At 58.9% G+C, this 16,186-nt stretch carries 17 protein-coding genes; 11 read left to right on the top strand and 6 right to left on the bottom strand.

Annotated elements, in window-relative coordinates; translation table 11 throughout:
- The first annotated feature begins 4 nt into the window (after positions 1-4).
- Together phoB and phoR are read left to right on the top strand one after the other, a co-directional pair.
- Complete coding sequence (phoB, locus tag DU506_RS02510; protein ID WP_114485378.1) at positions 5-694, top strand: phosphate regulon transcriptional regulator PhoB; 690 nt, start codon at positions 5-7, stop codon at positions 692-694.
- A 1-nt stretch (position 695) separates the two neighbouring features.
- Positions 696-1,988: a phosphate regulon sensor histidine kinase PhoR gene (phoR, locus tag DU506_RS02505; protein WP_114485377.1), complete on the top strand. Its 1,293-nt coding sequence runs from the start codon at positions 696-698 to the stop codon at positions 1,986-1,988.
- 82 nt (positions 1,989-2,070) lie between these two features.
- Here phoR and phoU read toward each other — a convergent pair whose 3' ends face one another.
- The 5 genes from phoU to DU506_RS02480 all read right to left on the bottom strand — a co-directional run bounded on the left by phoU (position 2,071) and on the right by DU506_RS02480 (position 7,290).
- Complete coding sequence (phoU, locus tag DU506_RS02500) at positions 2,071-2,796, bottom strand: phosphate signaling complex protein PhoU (RefSeq protein WP_114485376.1); 726 nt, start codon at positions 2,794-2,796, stop codon at positions 2,071-2,073.
- A 39-nt stretch (positions 2,797-2,835) separates the two neighbouring features.
- Positions 2,836-3,606 (bottom strand): phosphate ABC transporter ATP-binding protein PstB, encoded by a 771-nt coding sequence (gene pstB / locus DU506_RS02495; RefSeq protein ID WP_235825411.1) that lies wholly within the window; start codon positions 3,604-3,606, stop codon positions 2,836-2,838.
- A 59-nt stretch (positions 3,607-3,665) separates the two neighbouring features.
- On the bottom strand, positions 3,666-5,120 hold the full coding sequence (gene pstA, locus DU506_RS02490) for a phosphate ABC transporter permease PstA (protein WP_114485374.1): 1,455 nt from the start codon (positions 5,118-5,120) through the stop codon (positions 3,666-3,668).
- The gene (locus DU506_RS02485; RefSeq protein ID WP_114485373.1) at positions 5,117-6,232 is read right to left on the bottom strand and encodes an ABC transporter permease subunit; all 1,116 of its coding nucleotides are present in this window, start codon (positions 6,230-6,232) and stop codon (positions 5,117-5,119) included. The genes pstA and DU506_RS02485 overlap by 4 nt, the downstream gene beginning before the upstream one ends.
- A gap of 95 nt (positions 6,233-6,327) precedes the next feature.
- Complete coding sequence (locus DU506_RS02480) at positions 6,328-7,290, bottom strand: PstS family phosphate ABC transporter substrate-binding protein (protein ID WP_114485437.1); 963 nt, start codon at positions 7,288-7,290, stop codon at positions 6,328-6,330.
- 161 nt (positions 7,291-7,451) lie between these two features.
- Here DU506_RS02480 and DU506_RS02475 point away from each other — a divergent pair, with 161 nt between their 5' ends.
- The gene (locus tag DU506_RS02475) at positions 7,452-8,255 is read left to right on the top strand and encodes an HAD family hydrolase (RefSeq protein WP_114485372.1); all 804 of its coding nucleotides are present in this window, start codon (positions 7,452-7,454) and stop codon (positions 8,253-8,255) included.
- Here the strand turns inward: DU506_RS02475 and yihA are convergent.
- Positions 8,185-8,832 carry a ribosome biogenesis GTP-binding protein YihA/YsxC gene (yihA, locus tag DU506_RS02470; protein ID WP_114485371.1) on the bottom strand — a complete coding sequence of 216 codons (648 nt, stop codon included), beginning with the start codon at positions 8,830-8,832 and terminating at the stop codon, positions 8,185-8,187. The genes DU506_RS02475 and yihA overlap by 71 nt on opposite strands.
- Before the next feature lie 328 nt (positions 8,833-9,160).
- Here yihA and DU506_RS02465 point away from each other — a divergent pair, with 328 nt between their 5' ends.
- The 8 genes from DU506_RS02465 to dtd all read left to right on the top strand — a co-directional run bounded on the left by DU506_RS02465 (position 9,161) and on the right by dtd (position 16,163).
- Positions 9,161-9,781: a c-type cytochrome gene (locus tag DU506_RS02465; RefSeq protein ID WP_114485370.1), complete on the top strand. Its 621-nt coding sequence runs from the start codon at positions 9,161-9,163 to the stop codon at positions 9,779-9,781.
- Positions 9,782-9,934: 153 nt separating this feature from the next.
- Positions 9,935-10,567 carry a thiol:disulfide interchange protein DsbA/DsbL gene (locus tag DU506_RS02460; RefSeq protein WP_114485369.1) on the top strand — a complete coding sequence of 211 codons (633 nt, stop codon included), beginning with the start codon at positions 9,935-9,937 and terminating at the stop codon, positions 10,565-10,567.
- Complete coding sequence (locus tag DU506_RS02455; protein ID WP_114485368.1) at positions 10,568-11,365, top strand: endonuclease/exonuclease/phosphatase family protein; 798 nt, start codon at positions 10,568-10,570, stop codon at positions 11,363-11,365.
- 168 nt (positions 11,366-11,533) lie between these two features.
- Positions 11,534-12,106, top strand: coding sequence for a TRAP transporter small permease subunit (locus tag DU506_RS02450; RefSeq protein ID WP_114485367.1), 573 nt, complete (start codon positions 11,534-11,536; stop codon positions 12,104-12,106).
- A complete protein-coding gene (locus DU506_RS02445) occupies positions 12,106-13,509 on the top strand; it encodes a TRAP transporter large permease (protein WP_114485366.1) in 1,404 nt (467 codons plus the stop codon). Before DU506_RS02450 ends, DU506_RS02445 begins: the two co-directional genes overlap by 1 nt.
- Positions 13,510-13,599: 90 nt before the next feature.
- Positions 13,600-14,709: a TRAP transporter substrate-binding protein gene (locus DU506_RS02440; protein ID WP_114485365.1), complete on the top strand. Its 1,110-nt coding sequence runs from the start codon at positions 13,600-13,602 to the stop codon at positions 14,707-14,709.
- A gap of 179 nt (positions 14,710-14,888) precedes the next feature.
- On the top strand, positions 14,889-15,698 hold the full coding sequence (thiD, locus tag DU506_RS02435) for a bifunctional hydroxymethylpyrimidine kinase/phosphomethylpyrimidine kinase (RefSeq protein WP_114485364.1): 810 nt from the start codon (positions 14,889-14,891) through the stop codon (positions 15,696-15,698).
- Between the two features lie 27 nt (positions 15,699-15,725).
- Positions 15,726-16,163 carry a D-aminoacyl-tRNA deacylase gene (gene dtd, locus DU506_RS02430; RefSeq protein WP_114485363.1) on the top strand — a complete coding sequence of 146 codons (438 nt, stop codon included), beginning with the start codon at positions 15,726-15,728 and terminating at the stop codon, positions 16,161-16,163.
- Positions 16,164-16,186 lie beyond the last annotated feature (23 nt).

Here is a 16,186-nt window from a genome sequence, read left to right as displayed (position 1 = left end):
CATAATGACCGCCAAGACCGTTCTGATTGTCGATGATGAAGCGCCGATTCGCGAAATGATCGCGGTTGCCCTGGAAATGGCTGACTACCATGTGCTTGAAGCGAGCAATGCTCAGGACGCCCACGCCATGATTGTGGATCATCAACCGGATTTGCTGCTGCTGGACTGGATGATGCCGGGCATCAGTGGTATCGAGCTTGCCCGTCGGCTAAAACGTGAAGAAGCTACCGCCGAGCTGCCCATCATCATGCTTACCGCCAAGGGTGAAGAGGACAACAAGATCCAGGGTCTCGAAGCCGGGGCCGACGATTACATTACCAAGCCTTTCTCCCCTCGCGAGCTGGTGGCAAGGCTCAAGGCCGTGCTGCGCAGAGCGACGCCACGCGGTGTCGAAGAGGTCGTCGAGATCGATGGCCTTCTGCTGGACCCCATGAGTCATCGCATCAGTGCGCATGGCAAGTCCCTGGAAATGGGGCCTACCGAGTACCGTCTGTTGCAGTTTTTCATGACCCACCAGGAACGCGCCTACACCCGTAGCCAGCTGCTGGATCAGGTATGGGGAGGCAATGTCTATGTCGAGGAGCGCACCGTGGACGTGCATATCCGTCGCTTGCGCAAGGCATTAGGCGATGCCCATCAGCACTTGATTCAGACCGTGCGCGGTACCGGCTACCGGTTTTCGGCCAGAGGCTAGGGTGCGATTGTGGAGCCGTGAGCTATGGCGTCTGGTATGGTCGGCAACGCTGGGAACCCTGGTCGGCTGGCTGATAGTGACGCCGGGGCTGGGTCTTGCGGCGGGCTTGGCGATATGCCTGGTTTATCACTTGCGCCGATTGCGCGCCCTGTACCGCTGGATGACGTTATACCCGGAGCAGGAACCTCCTGCCGCGACCGGGATGTGGGGTGAGCTGTTCGACCAGCTTTACCGTTATCAGAAACGCCAGCGCGTCACCCAGCAACGCCTACGCGCGATACTTGCACGGATACAGGAATCCTCGGAAGCCATGCGCGACAGCGTGGTGATGCTCGACCGCCATGGTGACCTGGAGTGGTGGAACAGTGCCGCCAGCGCCATGCTGGGGTTGCAAGCCGCGCATGACCGGGGCCAGCACATCACCAATCTGCTGCGTGACCCACGCTTCGTCAGTTACTTCAAGGCCCAAGACTATCGCGAATCCCTGACCTTGACGTCTCCCATCGACGAGCGCCGCATCCTTGAATACCAGCTGACGCTTTACGGTGATGGCGAATGCCTGCTCATGGCTCGCGATATCACCCGGCTGCATCGCCTGGAACAGATGCGGCGCGATTTCGTGGCCAATGTCTCCCACGAGTTGCGCACACCCCTGACGGTACTTTCCGGTTATCTGGAAACCTACAGCGATCTGGCTGAACAGATGCCGCCGCGTCTGGGCCGCGGTCTTTCACAGATGCAGGCGCAAACCAGCCGTATGCAGAATCTGGTCAACGATCTATTGATGCTGTCGCGCCTGGAGATCGACCAGGGCGGTGAAGATCATCGGCCGCTGCTCATGGAGACGTTGCTCGATGGCATCCGCCGCGATGCGTTGGCACTTTCCGGTCACCGTCATGCAGTGACTATCGAGCTTGAGTACCAGGCGCAACTGGTGGGCAGTGAACAGGAAATTCGCAGCGCGGTTTCCAACCTGGCTTTCAACGCCGTGCGCTATACCCCGGAAGGCAGCCACATCACCCTGCGTTGGAAGACTCACCCTCGGGGCGCCTGCATTGAAGTTGAGGATGACGGGGAGGGCATCGACCCGGTGCATATTCCGCGCCTCACCGAACGCTTCTACCGTGTGGATAAGGGACGCAGTACTGAAACCGGCGGTACCGGCCTGGGGCTGGCAATCGTCAAGCATGTGCTATTGCGCCATGAGGCGCACCTGGAAATAGACTCCCACCCAGGCGAGGGAGCCCGCTTTCGTTGTGTGTTTCCCGCCAAGCGCCTTGTGGCTTCTGTCTAATCTGTGTCCAGGCATCTTCTGTAGCTAGCGCCAGGCGGGCGTCGATCTTATCGTTTCAACCTCAAGCTTTTTTAACCTCAAGTCAGGGCTTTTTCAGCATGTTCTCATCGAGCTCTTCCGGAGCGGTGTGGCGAATATCCAGGCCCTTGACCAGATAGACCACGTATTCGGCCAGGTTGTTGGCGTGGTCACCCACCCGCTCCAGGGCGCGCAGCACCCACATGACGTTGAGCACCGAGCTGATCGAACGGCTGTCCTCCATCATGAAGGTCATCAAGGAGCGCATGGCGCTGCCGTACTCGTCATCCACCAGCTTGTCTTCGTGTACCACCCGCATGGCCAGTTCGGTATCGAAGCGGGCGAAGGCGGTGAGCGAATCGCGCAGCATCTTGCGCACATGCTCGCTGATATGCCGGACTTCCACCAAGCCTTTCACATGACTGTTGCCTTCGCTCAAGCTGAGGGCATTGCGGGCGATCTTGCTGGCTTCATCGCCGATACGCTCAAGGTCCGAGGTGGCGCGAATCACCGCCACCACCAGGCGCAGGTCGGAGGCGGCCGGCTGGCGGCGTGCCAGTATCCGGGTGCATTCATCGTCAATCTGAATCTGAAGGTCGTTGACCTGGCGGTCGTTGTCACGGATCTTCTCCGCCAGGCGAGAGTCATTGTCCAGAAGGGACTTGACTGCCTCCTGTACCTGTTGTTCCACCAGGCCGCCCATGGCCATCAGATGGGTCTTGAGTTCTTCCAGTTCCTGATTGAACTGACGGGAAATGTGCTGGCTATGCGTATCGCTGGTGATATCCATTGTATTTCTCCTGGGCCGGTGGCCTGTGTTAGCCGCTGGTTACGCCATACGGCCGGTAATGTAGTTTTCGGTGCGCTGCAGGCGCGGATTGGTGAACACGCTATCGGTGGGGCCGTATTCCACCAATTCCCCCCCTTGGAGAAAGGCCGTGTAGTCCGAAACCCGGGCTGCCTGCTGCATGTTATGAGTGACCAGCACCAGGGTCAGTTGCGACTTCAGGTTGCGTATCAGCTCCTCGATCTTGAGCGTCGAGATGGGGTCGAGCGCCGAGGCCGGCTCATCCAGCAGCAGTACATCAGGGCGCACCGCCAGGGTACGGGCGATGACCAGACGCTGCTGCTGCCCACCCGACAAGGTCCAGGCAGAGCGGTACAGACGATCCTTTACCTCCTCCCACAGCGCGGCTGACTGCAGCGCCCATTCGACAGTGTCATCGCGTTTGCGTTTGGGCATTCGGCCTTGCAGGCGCAGACCAAAGGCGACGTTTTCATAAATCGACATAGGAAAAGGATTGGGGTTCTGGAACACCATTCCTACCCGTCGACGCAATTCCGCCACGTTCAGCTGGGGGGCGTGAATGTCCCGGCCCTCCAATTGAATGTTCCCGCTGAGAGTCACCGACTCGTTCAGGTCGTGCAGCCGGTTGATGGCCCGCAACAGGGTCGACTTGCCACAGCCGGAAGGTCCGATGAACGCCGTGACCCGGTGACGCGGTACCTGCAGTGATAAGTGCTGCAAGGCGGGCACGCCGGCGTAGGCCAGACTGAAATCATTGATATCCAGACAACTCTCGGTCGTGGCGAAATGCATGACCGCAGCACTGTCGGAAGCGGAGCTGCCGGGAGCGGATTTCGGTAACGACGCTTGCATCAGTTTCCTCGTTCGCGCCTGAGATGATGACGCAGAAATATGGCAGTCAGGTTAAGCACCAGCACAATCAACACCAGAAGCAATGCCGTGGCGTACACCAAGGGCAAAGCAGCCTGGACATCTTCGCCGTGAAAGGCGGTATCAAAGATATGGTAGCCAAGGTGCATAAACTTGCGCTCCAGGTGCAGATAGGGAAATTCACCATCCAACGGCATCTGGGGCGCCAGTTTGGCGACACCTACCAGCATCAGGGGCGCGACCTCGCCGGCGGCGCGCGCCACGGCGAGAATCACCCCGGTCAGCATGGCCGGGGCGGCCATCGGCAGCACGATCCGGGTGAGCATTTCCAGGCGGGTGGCGCCCAGGGCCAGCGCCCCTTCGCGCTGGGCATCGGGAATTCGCGCCAGACCTTCTTCCGTCGCCACGATCACCACCGGCAAGGTCAGAAGCGCCAGGGTCAAGGATGCCCACAGCAAGCCCCCGGTGCCGAAAGTGGGTGAGGGCAGGGTGTCGCTGAAGAACCATTCATCGAGGCTTCCCCCGATGCCGTAGACGAATACTCCCAGGCCGAAGACACCGTAGACGATCGAAGGGACCCCGGCGAGATTACGCACCCCGATGCGCACCAGCCGCGTCAGGCGTCCTTGATGCGCAATTTCATTGAGATAGATCGCTGCCAGCACGCCGAAGGGGGTCACCAGAAGTGACATCAGCAACACCATCAGGACGGTACCGAAAATGGCTGGCCAGACGCCGCCGCCGGTATTGGCCGCTCGCGGCCCCTGGCTGAGAAAACGCCATACAGCGCCGCCCCAAGTCTGAATATTCTCACCCATGGACATGGCATTGGGGCGCTGGGCCCGATGAATGTCATGTAAGGGTTGCTGTCGTCGACGCCCCTCGACGCTTTCCACTATTAGATAAGTATCTCCGGGCAGATAAGTATCACCAGGCACATGGCTGTCACCGGAGGCGGCACTGGAGGGTGCGCCATTGGCTACCGCGTTTCTCTGGTTCAGGTGCTGCTGCAACGCCTGCCAGGCAGCTTCGCCTTCCAAGCGCTCGTTCGGCGTCACCACGGCCACCAGTCGGCCGACGAAATCTCCCCAGGACGCGCGGTCGAGAAGCACCAGGTCAGCCGGGGTGGAACGCGTTTGAATGGCGTCCAGCGCCACCCATTGCCAGAGCGCACCGTCGAGGTCGCGATTGGCGGTGTAATACAGCCGTTCATGGCCGGGGCGGTCAGGCAGGGGAGCTTCGCGCACCGCATGCCCGGCGATGACCTGGCCATCGGCGAGCGTGACTTCTTCAATCGGTGCCGGCCAGAAATGGCCCAGGCCGCGCACCACCAGCAAGCTCATCAATGCGGCCAGCATGAGCAGCGAAAGCGCAACGCTCGCCGCGCTCAACCATGGCCAGGCCTCATCACGGTTTTTTGCCAGGCGCTGGATCATGGATGGCCTTCCAGGCGCCGGTAACGACGTCTCAGTCGTTGACGCACCGCTTCCGCCAGGGTATTGACCAGGAAAGTGAACACGAACAACGCCAGGGCGGCGAGAATCAATAAATGATAGGTCAGGCTGTCGGGTGCGGCTTCAGGTAACTCAATGGCAATGGCCGCTGAAATCGAGCGCATGCCTTCAAAGGGACTGGCACTGAACAGGGCGGTATTGCCACTGGCCATCAAGACGATCATGGTCTCGCCCACCGCACGCCCGGCCCCGATCATCACTGCTGAAAATAGCCCAGGCCCGGCGGTAGGCAAGGCCACTTTCCACAGCGCCTGCCAGCGGGTGGCGCCTAGCGCCTGGGCGCCTTCGAGCAAGCTTTTAGGCACGTCGGCCAGGGCGTCTTCGGCCAGGGCGTAAATACTTGGAATCACAGCGAAGCCCATGGCCACTCCCACGATCATGGCATTGCGGGTGGCATAGTCGATGCCCCACTGCTTATCCAGAAAACGGCGCAAGTCACCTTCGGGCAGGTACTGTTCCAGCTGGGGCGTGACCCAGAATATTAAGACAATCATCAAGACGAACCAGGGCACCAGCCACAATCCCGCCCAGCTCAAGGGAAGCGTGCGCTGCAGGCGAGTGCCGAGGTGATGCCAGGCCACTCCCACGAGCAGGGCGCTCAGTGGTAAGCCGATTACCAGCAGCAAGGTGCCGGCCAGGTGACGCTCAACCCAGGGGGCGATGATCAGACCAGCGATAAACCCCACCACCACACCGGGAATGGCCTCCATCATTTCCAGCGTGGGTTTGAGCCGGTGGCGCAGGCGGGTGGACATGAACAGCGCCGAATACATTGCCGCACCCAGCGCTAGGGGCACGGCGAACAGCAGCGCGTAGAAAGCGGCTTTCAGGGTACCCCAGGCCAGCGGGGTCAGCTTGGCCAAGGCTAGGGTGTCGCCCAGACGCAGCAGCGGCAGCGTTTCCCAGAGCAGAAACACGGCGATCGCCAGTACCGCTAACAGAACACCGATGCCGCCAGCGGTGATCAAACCGGTAGCGAGGCGGTCGCGGGCCAGGCGCAAGCGCTGATTGAGCGTATCGGGTGATGGTGTCATGGTGAAATCAATGAAGACTCACAAGTGGAAACGCTGGGTGAGCAAGAGGGACGCTGACCCAGCGTAAGACAATTTTATGACAGCCGGGTGACAGCTTAATCCCCGGAGAGTTCTTGCGCCTTGAGTGTAGGGGCGGAAAGAGGCACAAAACCAGCGGCTCGGGCAATACGCTGCCCTTCGTCGGAGAGAATCAGTTCGATAAAGGCCCGCTCGGCAGCAGGCAGTGTCTCATTCGGCGGTAGGTTGACGTAAAGATACAGAAAGCGCGACAGCGGATAACGGCCGGACTGAATGGCTTCTTCGGTAGGCAGGACGGCTTGGCTATCCTGCTCGGCTATCCCGAGTGGGTGGACCATCGGCGTCAGATGATTGTAGGCGGCATAGCCCATGGCACCGGGAGATTCGCCCACGGCGGCGATGACCGCCGAGGAGCCGGGATACTCGCTGATATCACGGCGAAATTCGCCGCCGCATAGCACCCGTTGGCGAAACAACCCATAGGTGCCGGAGGCCAGGTTGCGGCCATGCAGGGCAATCTTGCCGTAGGGCCAGTCAAGGGTGGCGGGAAAGGCTTGCCAGCGTCTCAGTGGTGCCTGTTCGCCACATGCCCGTGTGCTGGAAAAGATGGCATCCAGCTGAGCCAGGTTCAGCTGGCGCAAAGGATTGTGACGATGCACCGCTACCACCAAGGCATCCAATGCTACCTTCAGTTCAAGCAGCGGATAACCATAGCGCTTCTCGAAAGCCTGGTGTTCCTCGGCTGTCATCCGGCGTGACATCGGCCCTAACCGCGTGGTTCCGGCGAGTAGCGCCGGCGGGGCGCTGGCGGAACCGCTGGCTTGAAATTGCAGCCGAACGTCGGGGTGGCGAGTCACCAGGGCTTCACCCCAGCGCAGCATCAGCCCGGCCATGGTGTCCGAGCCTACGGCCCCCAGGGTGCCTTCGATATTACCGGCCCATGCCCCGGGAGAGCTTGTCAGCAGCACCGCCAGCAGTAGCCGGATAAACAGCGCCCGTGCTCTGTGAAGGGGTGCTTGGATATTGCCTGGATTACCCATGGCGCCGTGAATGTCACTGTGGATATGCTTGTAAATAGGAAGTGAGCCGTCTTCGTTCAAGCGGTTGCCCTCTTGTGTTTTCCTGTGCCTTTGGCAGTGTATAGCACCACCGAGCCGCCATCAGGCCCTTCTTGAACGCCTTCTCATGAGCGGAGTAAACCATGAAGCGATTGCAAGCGCTGACCTTCGACCTAGATGATACATTGTGGGACAACCGCGGGGTGATGCAGCGCACAGAACATGGCCATTACGCCTGGCTGAGCCAGTGTCTGGATGCTTGGCAGCAGACGCAGGGTGGCGAACCCCTGCAACTTGCCGAGCGCCTGGGGCTGGCCGATTATCAGAGCCGCCGTTTACAGCTGGCGCAAACCCATGCCTTGCGGCGTGGCGACTTCACCTGGCTGCGTGAACGGGCCTTGGCTGAGCAGCTACAAACTCTGAAACTGCCACGCAGCAGCGCGATCATGTGGGCCGCCGCCGCCATGGATGAGTTTCGCCGTTTGCGTCTGGAGGTCACGCCTCATCCGGAAGTAGCGCCGTTGCTGGCTTGCCTGGGGCAACGCTTCAAGCTGGCGGCGATCACCAACGGCAATATCCACCTGGCCCGGCTGCCCTTTGCAAGCCACTTCAATGTCATGATTGCTGCCGGTGAAATGTTGGCGCCAAAACCTGATCCGAGGCCTTTTCTGGCGGCACTGGCGCGGATGGGGGTGGCGCCCTCAGCGGCGCTGCATGTGGGAGATTCCTGGTGTGACGATGTGTTGCCGGCCCAGCGGCTGGGAATGCAGGTTGCCTGGATAGCTCCCCTTCAGGCGCCGCCACTTCGCTTGCCATCCGGGGTGCACCGCCTGGCTCACGTAAGTGATTTGCCGGCGTTGATCGAGCGCCTTGCGCCTATGTCTCGTTCGGGGGTGACAACCACTGATCCAGGCGCTGCGACAAGGTATCCACCCCTTCCCGCTTGAGCGAGGAGAACAGTTGAATCGACACCAGGTCCTCCCATTCATGCAGGCGTGAGCGAACCTTCTGCAGCGCCGCCTTGGCGGGACCGTTCTTTAGTTTGTCCGATTTGGTCAGCAAGATGTGTACCGGCATTTCGCGTTTGTCGGCCCAGCCCAGCATCATTTGGTCGAATTCGGTCAAGGGGTGACGCACATCCATCAGCAACACCAGACCACGCAGACTGAATCGCTCGCGCAGGTATTCGGACAGGTGGCGTTGCCATTCGAGCTTGACCGCCTCGGGTACCTGGGCGTAACCATAACCGGGCAAGTCGACCAGGCGCAGGGCTTCGTCGTTGGCCACGCTGAAGAAATTGATCAGCTGAGTACGCCCCGGCGTGCGCGAGGTGCGGGCGAGCCCTTTCTGCTGAGTCAAGGCATTGATAGCGCTGGACTTTCCGGCATTGGATCGTCCGGCGAATGCCACCTCAGCGCCTATGTCGGACGGGCACTGGGCAAGTGTCGGTGCGCTGGTCATGAAGCTGGCAGTAGGGTAGTTCAAGCGCTTGATAGGCGCGTTGTCCTGGGGGCTTGTAGGCATGTAGAAAGATCCTGAAAATGACAAAACCGCAAGGGCAATAGCACGCAAATCACTCCTTGAAACAGCGATTTGGATGCAAAGTGGTGAATCTACCCCTAAAGCAGGTCGGGAGTTGCATTCCCGCCGCCTAGGTGATTCGGTATAATGCAAGTGTTTTGTATCTGCGACCTGTGGCGTTAGTGTACCATCGCGCTCTGGCCGGCAGCGACCAACCAACGCCTTGTTCGCCACCGTGGCACAGGGGCGGCTCAGCTTGGTAATGTTGATAAGACCGGGCGGCGCCCAGGATGCGTAGCAGTCAATAACCTAACGGCATAGTGGAACAGCAATGAGAAAGTTACTGGCAAGCCTGGCAATTACCATGGGTGCCGTCGGCACCGTTCACGCCGACCTTCAAGCTGACGCGGATGCGGCGGCGGGTCGGGAAAAAGCGCAAACCTGTGCAGCCTGTCACGGTCAGGAAGGTCTTAGCTCCGTGCCTACCTTCCCGCACTTGGCGGGGCAACAAATGTCGTATATCGCCAAGCAAATCATGGACATCCGTGACGGCAACCGTGTGGTAGCTCAAATGGCCGGTCTGGTCGATAACTACTCCGACCAGGATGCGTGGGACGTTGCGGCTTACTATTCCGCTAAAGACCCCAACGTAGGCCAGGCCGTGGATGAAGGTGAGTTATTGGCACGTGGCGAAGAGATTTTCCGTGCCGGTGACATGGCCAAGGGCATCCCCGCCTGTGCCGCCTGTCATACACCGACCGGCCAAGGCATTGGGAGTGCCGTCTATCCGGCACTTTCCGGACAGTTCACTCAGTATACTATCGCCACTCTGAAAGATTTTGCTGCCGGTGAGCGTGCCAATGATCCGAACCGTATCATGCGTGACATTGCCTCGAAGATGAGCGATGCCGACATGCAGGCCGTGGCCAACTATCTTCATGGTCTGAATTGATCTTCACAGCCTGAATTGATCCAGCCCGGTAGCGCAGCGGTTGATCGACGAATCCGGCCATGGCCGGATTCAGCAGCGCCATTACGAAACGGTTGAGGAACCCGGCGCGGCAAGTGCTGTCGTAACGTTGCTTTCCCACGGAGAATCAATGACATGTTAAAGACGCTAATGGTAGCGGTAGCTGGTTTGACCCTTTCCACGTTGGCCAACGCCGCCCAGTTGGTCGAAGGCGAGCATTACACGGTGCTCGACAAACCGGTGGAAACGCAGGTCGAAGAAGGTCAGATCGAAGTCACCGAAGCCTTCTGGTATGGCTGCCCGCATTGCTACAACCTCGAAGATCCGCTTAACGCCTGGGTAGCCGAACAGCCCGATGACGTCACCTTCCAGCGGCTGCCCGCTACCATGGGGGGCGATTGGAACAAGCATGCCCAGGCATTCTATGCCGCTCAGGAACTGGGAATTCTCGACGCCGTTCATGAAGACTTCTTTCATGCCATTCATGAAGACGGCCAGAGCTTGACCGCAGTCGATGACGTGGCTGAATTTTTCAGTGATTACGACGTCAGCGAAGACGAGGCGCGTGATGCTTTTACCTCGTTTAATGTGCGTCGTCACGTCAATGAAGCCAATAGCCGTATGCGCGACATGCGCCTGATGGGCGTACCGGCCTTGATCGTGGACGGCCGTTACGTGATCACTCCCAGCAGTGCCGGTAGCCTGGACAATATGCCGCAGATCGCGGGTGCCCTGGTCGAACGTGTGCGCACGGAGCGTGCTGAGTAAATGTCCAGACTGGGCAACAGGTTGCCGCTGCAGAAAGGCGGCAATTTGCGTCTGTTGACCTTCAATCTTCAGGTCGGCATTCAGACCTCGGCCTACCACCACTATCTCACCCGCAGCTGGCAGCACTTTCTGCCTCATCCCCAGCGGTTAAAACGACTGGAGATGATGAGCGACGTGCTCGGAAATTTCGATATTGTCGGGTTACAGGAGGTAGATGGGGGTAGCTTTCGTTCAAGCCGAATCAACCAGGTGGAGTATCTGGCCACGCACGCCGGGTTTCCTCATCATTTCCAACAACTCAATCGCAACCTGGGGCGCATCGCCCAGCACAGTAATGGCTTGCTCTCGCATTTGGTGCCCAGCCGGATCGAAGAATATCGCCTGCCCGGCACCTTACCGGGGCGGGGAGCCATTCATGCTCGCTATGGCGAAGGGCCGGATGCGCTGCATATCTTCGTTGCGCATCTGGCGCTTAGCCATCGTGGCCGTGTACGCCAGTTGAATTACCTGAGCGAGATTATCCAGCCGTTGCGGCATGTGGTGGTCATGGGGGATCTAAACTGTACCCAGGATCAGCTGCACGCTCATGAGCGTTTCACTAGCGCCTTTCCTTTGCATCCAGTCAAGCCGCTGTTGAGCTATCCTTCCTGGCAGCCGCGGCGTGGGCTCGATCACATCCTGTTGTCGCAATCGCTCCAAGCCACTAACGTCCGTGTGCTTGACCATCTGTTTTCCGATCATTTGCCCATTGCGGTGGATGTTGCGCTGCCTGAGAAATGCCGCCTGGCATTACAATAACGTCATAGCGACGTTTCCATACTGACGGTTTTATACCGATAAGCTTGTGGTGAAGGCGACGCGAACGTATAGGCAGCGTTGGTTGATTTAGCGTGCGCTTTTGGGCGTTTTTTGGCACTCTGGAAGATAAATCCTACAATATCATCCCCCTTTCATAGCGAGAACGCCATGTCCACCACGTCCTATTCCGGTGAATTGCCTGCCGTGATAGCCAAACTGGATCGTTGCTCCGAACTGTTGGGCCGTAGCCTTTCCTGGTTGGTTCTGGCAATGATGCTGGTGCAGTTTCTGATTGTGGTATTGCGCTACATGTTCAGTGTGAACAGTATCTTCATGCAGGAATCCGTCATGTACATGCATGCCGTGGTTTTCATGCTGGCGGCTGCCTATACCCTGCGCCACGATGGGCATGTTCGCGTGGACATCTTCTATCGCGGCATGCGTCCCAAGCGCCAAGCGCTGGTGGACCTCCTGGGTACGCTCTTTCTGTTAATGCCGGTCATGATATTCGTGATTCTCACCAGCCTGGGTTATGTGAGTAGCTCCTGGCGTATTTTTGAAGGCTCGCCGGACTCCGGGGGCATCCCCGGTGTCTTTCTGCTCAAGACGCTGATCCCTGCATTTGCCGGCTTGATGATCCTGCAAGGCCTGGTCGAGGCGGTGCGCCATTGGTGGATTCTTACAGGACGCCTGGTCCCTCTGACCGTTGAACAAGAGCCCCACCTCAAGGAGCGCATCTGATGTTGGAATTCATGCCACTGGTGCTCTTTGCAGTTATTTGTATCGTATTGATGTTCGGTTATCCGGTGGCGCTATCCCTGGCAGGGACGGCACTGGCCTTTGCCGGTCTGGGAATGGGGCTGGAAGCCATGGGTGTCGACGCCCACTTTGATGGGGGGTATCTCTCGGCCTTTCCCAATCGTCTCTACGGCATCATGACCAACCAGACGCTTCTGGCGGTACCCTTGTTCGTGCTGATGGGGGTATTGCTGGAAAAATCCAAGGTAGCCGAGACGCTTCTTGACGCCATGGCACTGCTGTTCGGCTCGATGCGTGGCGGGCTGGGCATTTCCGTGACCCTGGTGGGGATGCTGCTGGCAGCCTCTACCGGCATCGTTGGCGCTACCGTGGTCACCATGGGGTTGATGTCGCTGCCCACCATGCTCAAGCGTGGTTACAGCGTGCCGTTAGCCACAGGTACCATTTGTGCCACGGGTACGCTGGGGCAGATTATCCCGCCGTCCATCGCTTTGGTGCTTCTGGGTGACGTGCTCTCATCGGCGTATCAGCAAGCCCAGCTTTCCATGGGAATCTTCAGCCCCAAGACGGTCTCCGTGGGGGATCTGTTCATGGGCGCTCTGGTACCCGGCTTGCTGCTGGTCGTACTCTACATCGCCTATGTGGCCTTCATTTCCTGGTGGAAACCGGAAGCGGCTCCTCCCGCCGACCGCAAAGAACTGATGGAAGAGCTGGGCCATACCGGGGGGATCGGGCTGCTGTTGTTGAAAGGCATGGTGCCGCCGATCGTGTTGATCGTCGCCGTACTGGGCTCGATTCTGGGTGGTTTCGCCACGCCTACCGAGGCCTCCGCCGTGGGTGCCTTCGGCGCCCTGATGCTCGCGCTTGCCTATCGGCGCTTGAGTTTCAAAGTGCTCGGGGAAGTGCTGCGTTCCACCGTCAACGTCACCACCATGGTGTTTCTGATTCTTATCGGTGCGGCATTGTTCTCGCTGGTATTTCGTGCATATGGCGGTGAAGAGCTGGTTACCGGGCTGTTCGAGGGCATGCCGGGCGGTGTGGTCGGTGCCACGATTATTGTCATGCTGGTCATCTTCCTGCTTGGGTTCATTCTCGACTTTATCGAAATCACTTTCGTGGTGGTGCCGATTGTCGGTCCTATCCTGCTGGCCATGGGGGTGGATCCGATCTGGCTGGGCATCATGATCGCGATCAACCTTCAAACATCCTTTCTTACCCCGCCCTTCGGGTTTGCCCTGTTCTACTTGCGCGGGGTTGCGCCTGAATCGGTACCGACCTCGGCCATCTATCGCGGCGTCATTCCGTTCATCGTATTGCAACTTGCCATGTTGACTGCGCTGGCATTCATGCCACAGTTAGCGACCTGGCTGCCGGATCAGTTCTGAACATGAGAGCTGAACGCGGTGCTGCAATGCACCTTTGCTCGGTAACGGGCATCTCGAAACAATGTTCATAACAAAACCAGGGTACATCGCATGAAACTCAAGTCACTTGCCATGGCCGTGGCCATGACCACCGTCGCCTCTTCAGGAATGATGGTGGTATCAAGCTTCGATAATGCAGCTCAGGCCCAGGAAACCTTCGAGTGGAAAATGGTCACTTCCTGGCCCAAGAATTTCCCGGGGGTTGGCCAAGGCCCTGAGCGTCTGGCGGAACTGGTCGAGGAAATGTCCGATGGCCGTCTCACCATTGAAGTCTTCGGTGCCGGCCAGCTAGTGCCGGGTTTTGAGGTATTCGATGCGGTATCCGAAGGCACTGCCGAACTGGGACATTCCGCTTCTTACTACTGGAAGGGCAAGGCACCAGCCGCGCAATTCTTCGCCGCGGTACCGTTCGGCATGAATGCCCAGGAAATGAATGCCTGGCTGCATTACGGCGGAGGCATGGAGCTGTGGAATGAGCTGTACGAGCCTTTCGGTGTCGATGTGCTGGTCGCCGGGGCGTCCGGTGTGCAGATGGGCGGTTGGTATAACAAGGAAATCAATTCCGTCGATGATCTGGACGGCCTGAAAATGCGCATGCCCGGCCTCGGTGGGGAAGTGATGAATCGCATGGGTGTGGCTATCGTCAACATGCCGGGTGGTGAGATATTCACCTCACTGCAGTCCGGTGCCATCGATGCCACCGAATGGATCGGTCCCTACAACGACCTGGCCTTCGGTCTGCACCAGGCAGCGGACTATTACTATTATCCGGGCTGGCACGAGCCGACCGTGATGTTCGAGGCGATCATCAACGAAGAAGCCATGGCATCATTGCCTGCCGATCTGCAGGCGATCCTGAAAACGGCGGTACGCGACATCAATGCCTCGGTGCTGGACGAGTACACCGCCCGTAACAACGATGCGCTCGAAACGCTGATCAACGAGCACGACGTCGAACTGCGTCGCATCCCTGACGACGTGCTGGACCAGGCCCGCGAGCACTCCGAAGATGTGGTGGCTGAGCTGGCCGAATCCAGTGAGCTGGCAGGTCGCATCCATGAATCGTATCGTGACTTTCAGGACAAGGTCGTCAACTATCATGCGATTTCTGAGCAGGCCTATTACAATGCTCGCAACCCGGAAGGCGGCACCGTCGAGTGATCTGACGGGATTAAAAAGCCCCTCCAATACCAAGCCAAGCCGCCTCCGGGCGGCTTTTTGCGTACACTGAGGCACGTTCTTTTCAACACGATCTTTTCAAGAGCAGGTGTCTTCAAGAGCAGATGTTTTCAAGAGCAATGATTTAAAAACAGCTTTCAAGAACCGCAAAGCAGGATGTCATGGCAAAAAACTTTATTCCCAATGTATTGACCATTGCCGGCTCCGACCCCTCGGGCGGTGCCGGTATCCAGGCAGATATCAAGACGTTTTCGGCCCTGGGGACCTATGCCACCAGTGTGATAACCGCGCTGACCGCCCAGAATACTCAAGGGGTGGCCGGCGTCTGCCCTGTTCCGGCGGGATTTATCGGCCAACAACTCGACACCCTGTTGCAAGATGTGCGCATCGATGCGGTAAAAATTGGCATGGTGGCGAGCCTTGAGGTCGCCGAGGTGATTGCGCAGGCCTTGGCCCGCCAACGGCCGCGCTGGGTGGTGCTCGACCCGGTCATGGTGGCCAAGAGTGGCGATACGCTCGTGGATGACGCCGGCATCACTGCCGTACGTAACGTTCTGGTGCCTCTGGCGGATGTGATTACGCCTAACTTGCCGGAAGCCGCCGTCTTGTTGGGGACAGCGGTTCCCCGAAGCCGCGAAGAAATGCTGGCGTTGGTGCCTGCCCTGCGTCGACTGCGGGCGAAAGCCGTGTTGCTCAAAGGCGGTCACCTGGAGCAAAGCGACTGCCCCGACCTGCTTATCGACGCGGATAGCTGCGAATGGATGGAAGGCAGGCGTGTCGAGACCCGCAATCTTCACGGCACCGGTTGTTCGTTATCCTCCGCGATTACCGCACGGTTGGCTCAAGGCGATGCATTATCCCCGGCGGTGGCCTTCGCCAAGGCCTGGTTGAGCGAGGCTTTGACGCAAAGCCACCGATTGGAAGTGGGTAAGGGCCAGGGTCCGGTGCATCATTTTCATGGTTGGTGGTAAGCGGTCAATCGTAGAGAAGGAGACAACATGAAGGCATTGATTCAGCGTGTCAGCCGGGCGGATGTCAGCGTCGCCGGGGCCAGCGTAGCCGCCATCGACCAGGGCCTGCTGGTGCTGGTCGGAGTGGAAAAGCAGGATGGCCAAGAGGCGGCTGACAAGCTGCTGCACAAGTTGCTGCATTACCGGGTGTTCAGCGACCCCGACGGCAAGATGAATCTCAACGTGCAGCAAGTAGAGGGCGGCATATTGCTGGTGCCACAGTTCACCTTGGCCGCCGATACGCGCAAAGGGCTGCGCCCCGGCTTTTCCAGTGCCGCCGTGCCCGCCGAGGGTGAGCAATTGTTTAGTTACCTGCTTGCCCAGGCAAGGCGTGCCTGGCCGATTGTCGCCAGTGGACAATTCGGTGCCGACATGCAGGTATCGCTGATCAACGACGGCCCGGTGACGTTCCTGCTCGAAAGCTGAAGCTTGCGACTTTCAGCATGTGT

The sequence above is a fragment of the Vreelandella rituensis genome (assembly GCF_003336665.1).
Taxonomy (GTDB): Bacteria; Pseudomonadota; Gammaproteobacteria; order Pseudomonadales; family Halomonadaceae; genus Vreelandella; species Vreelandella rituensis.
Note: the sequence above shows the minus strand (reverse complement) of the source record. Positions and strands in the feature narration are given on the sequence as shown.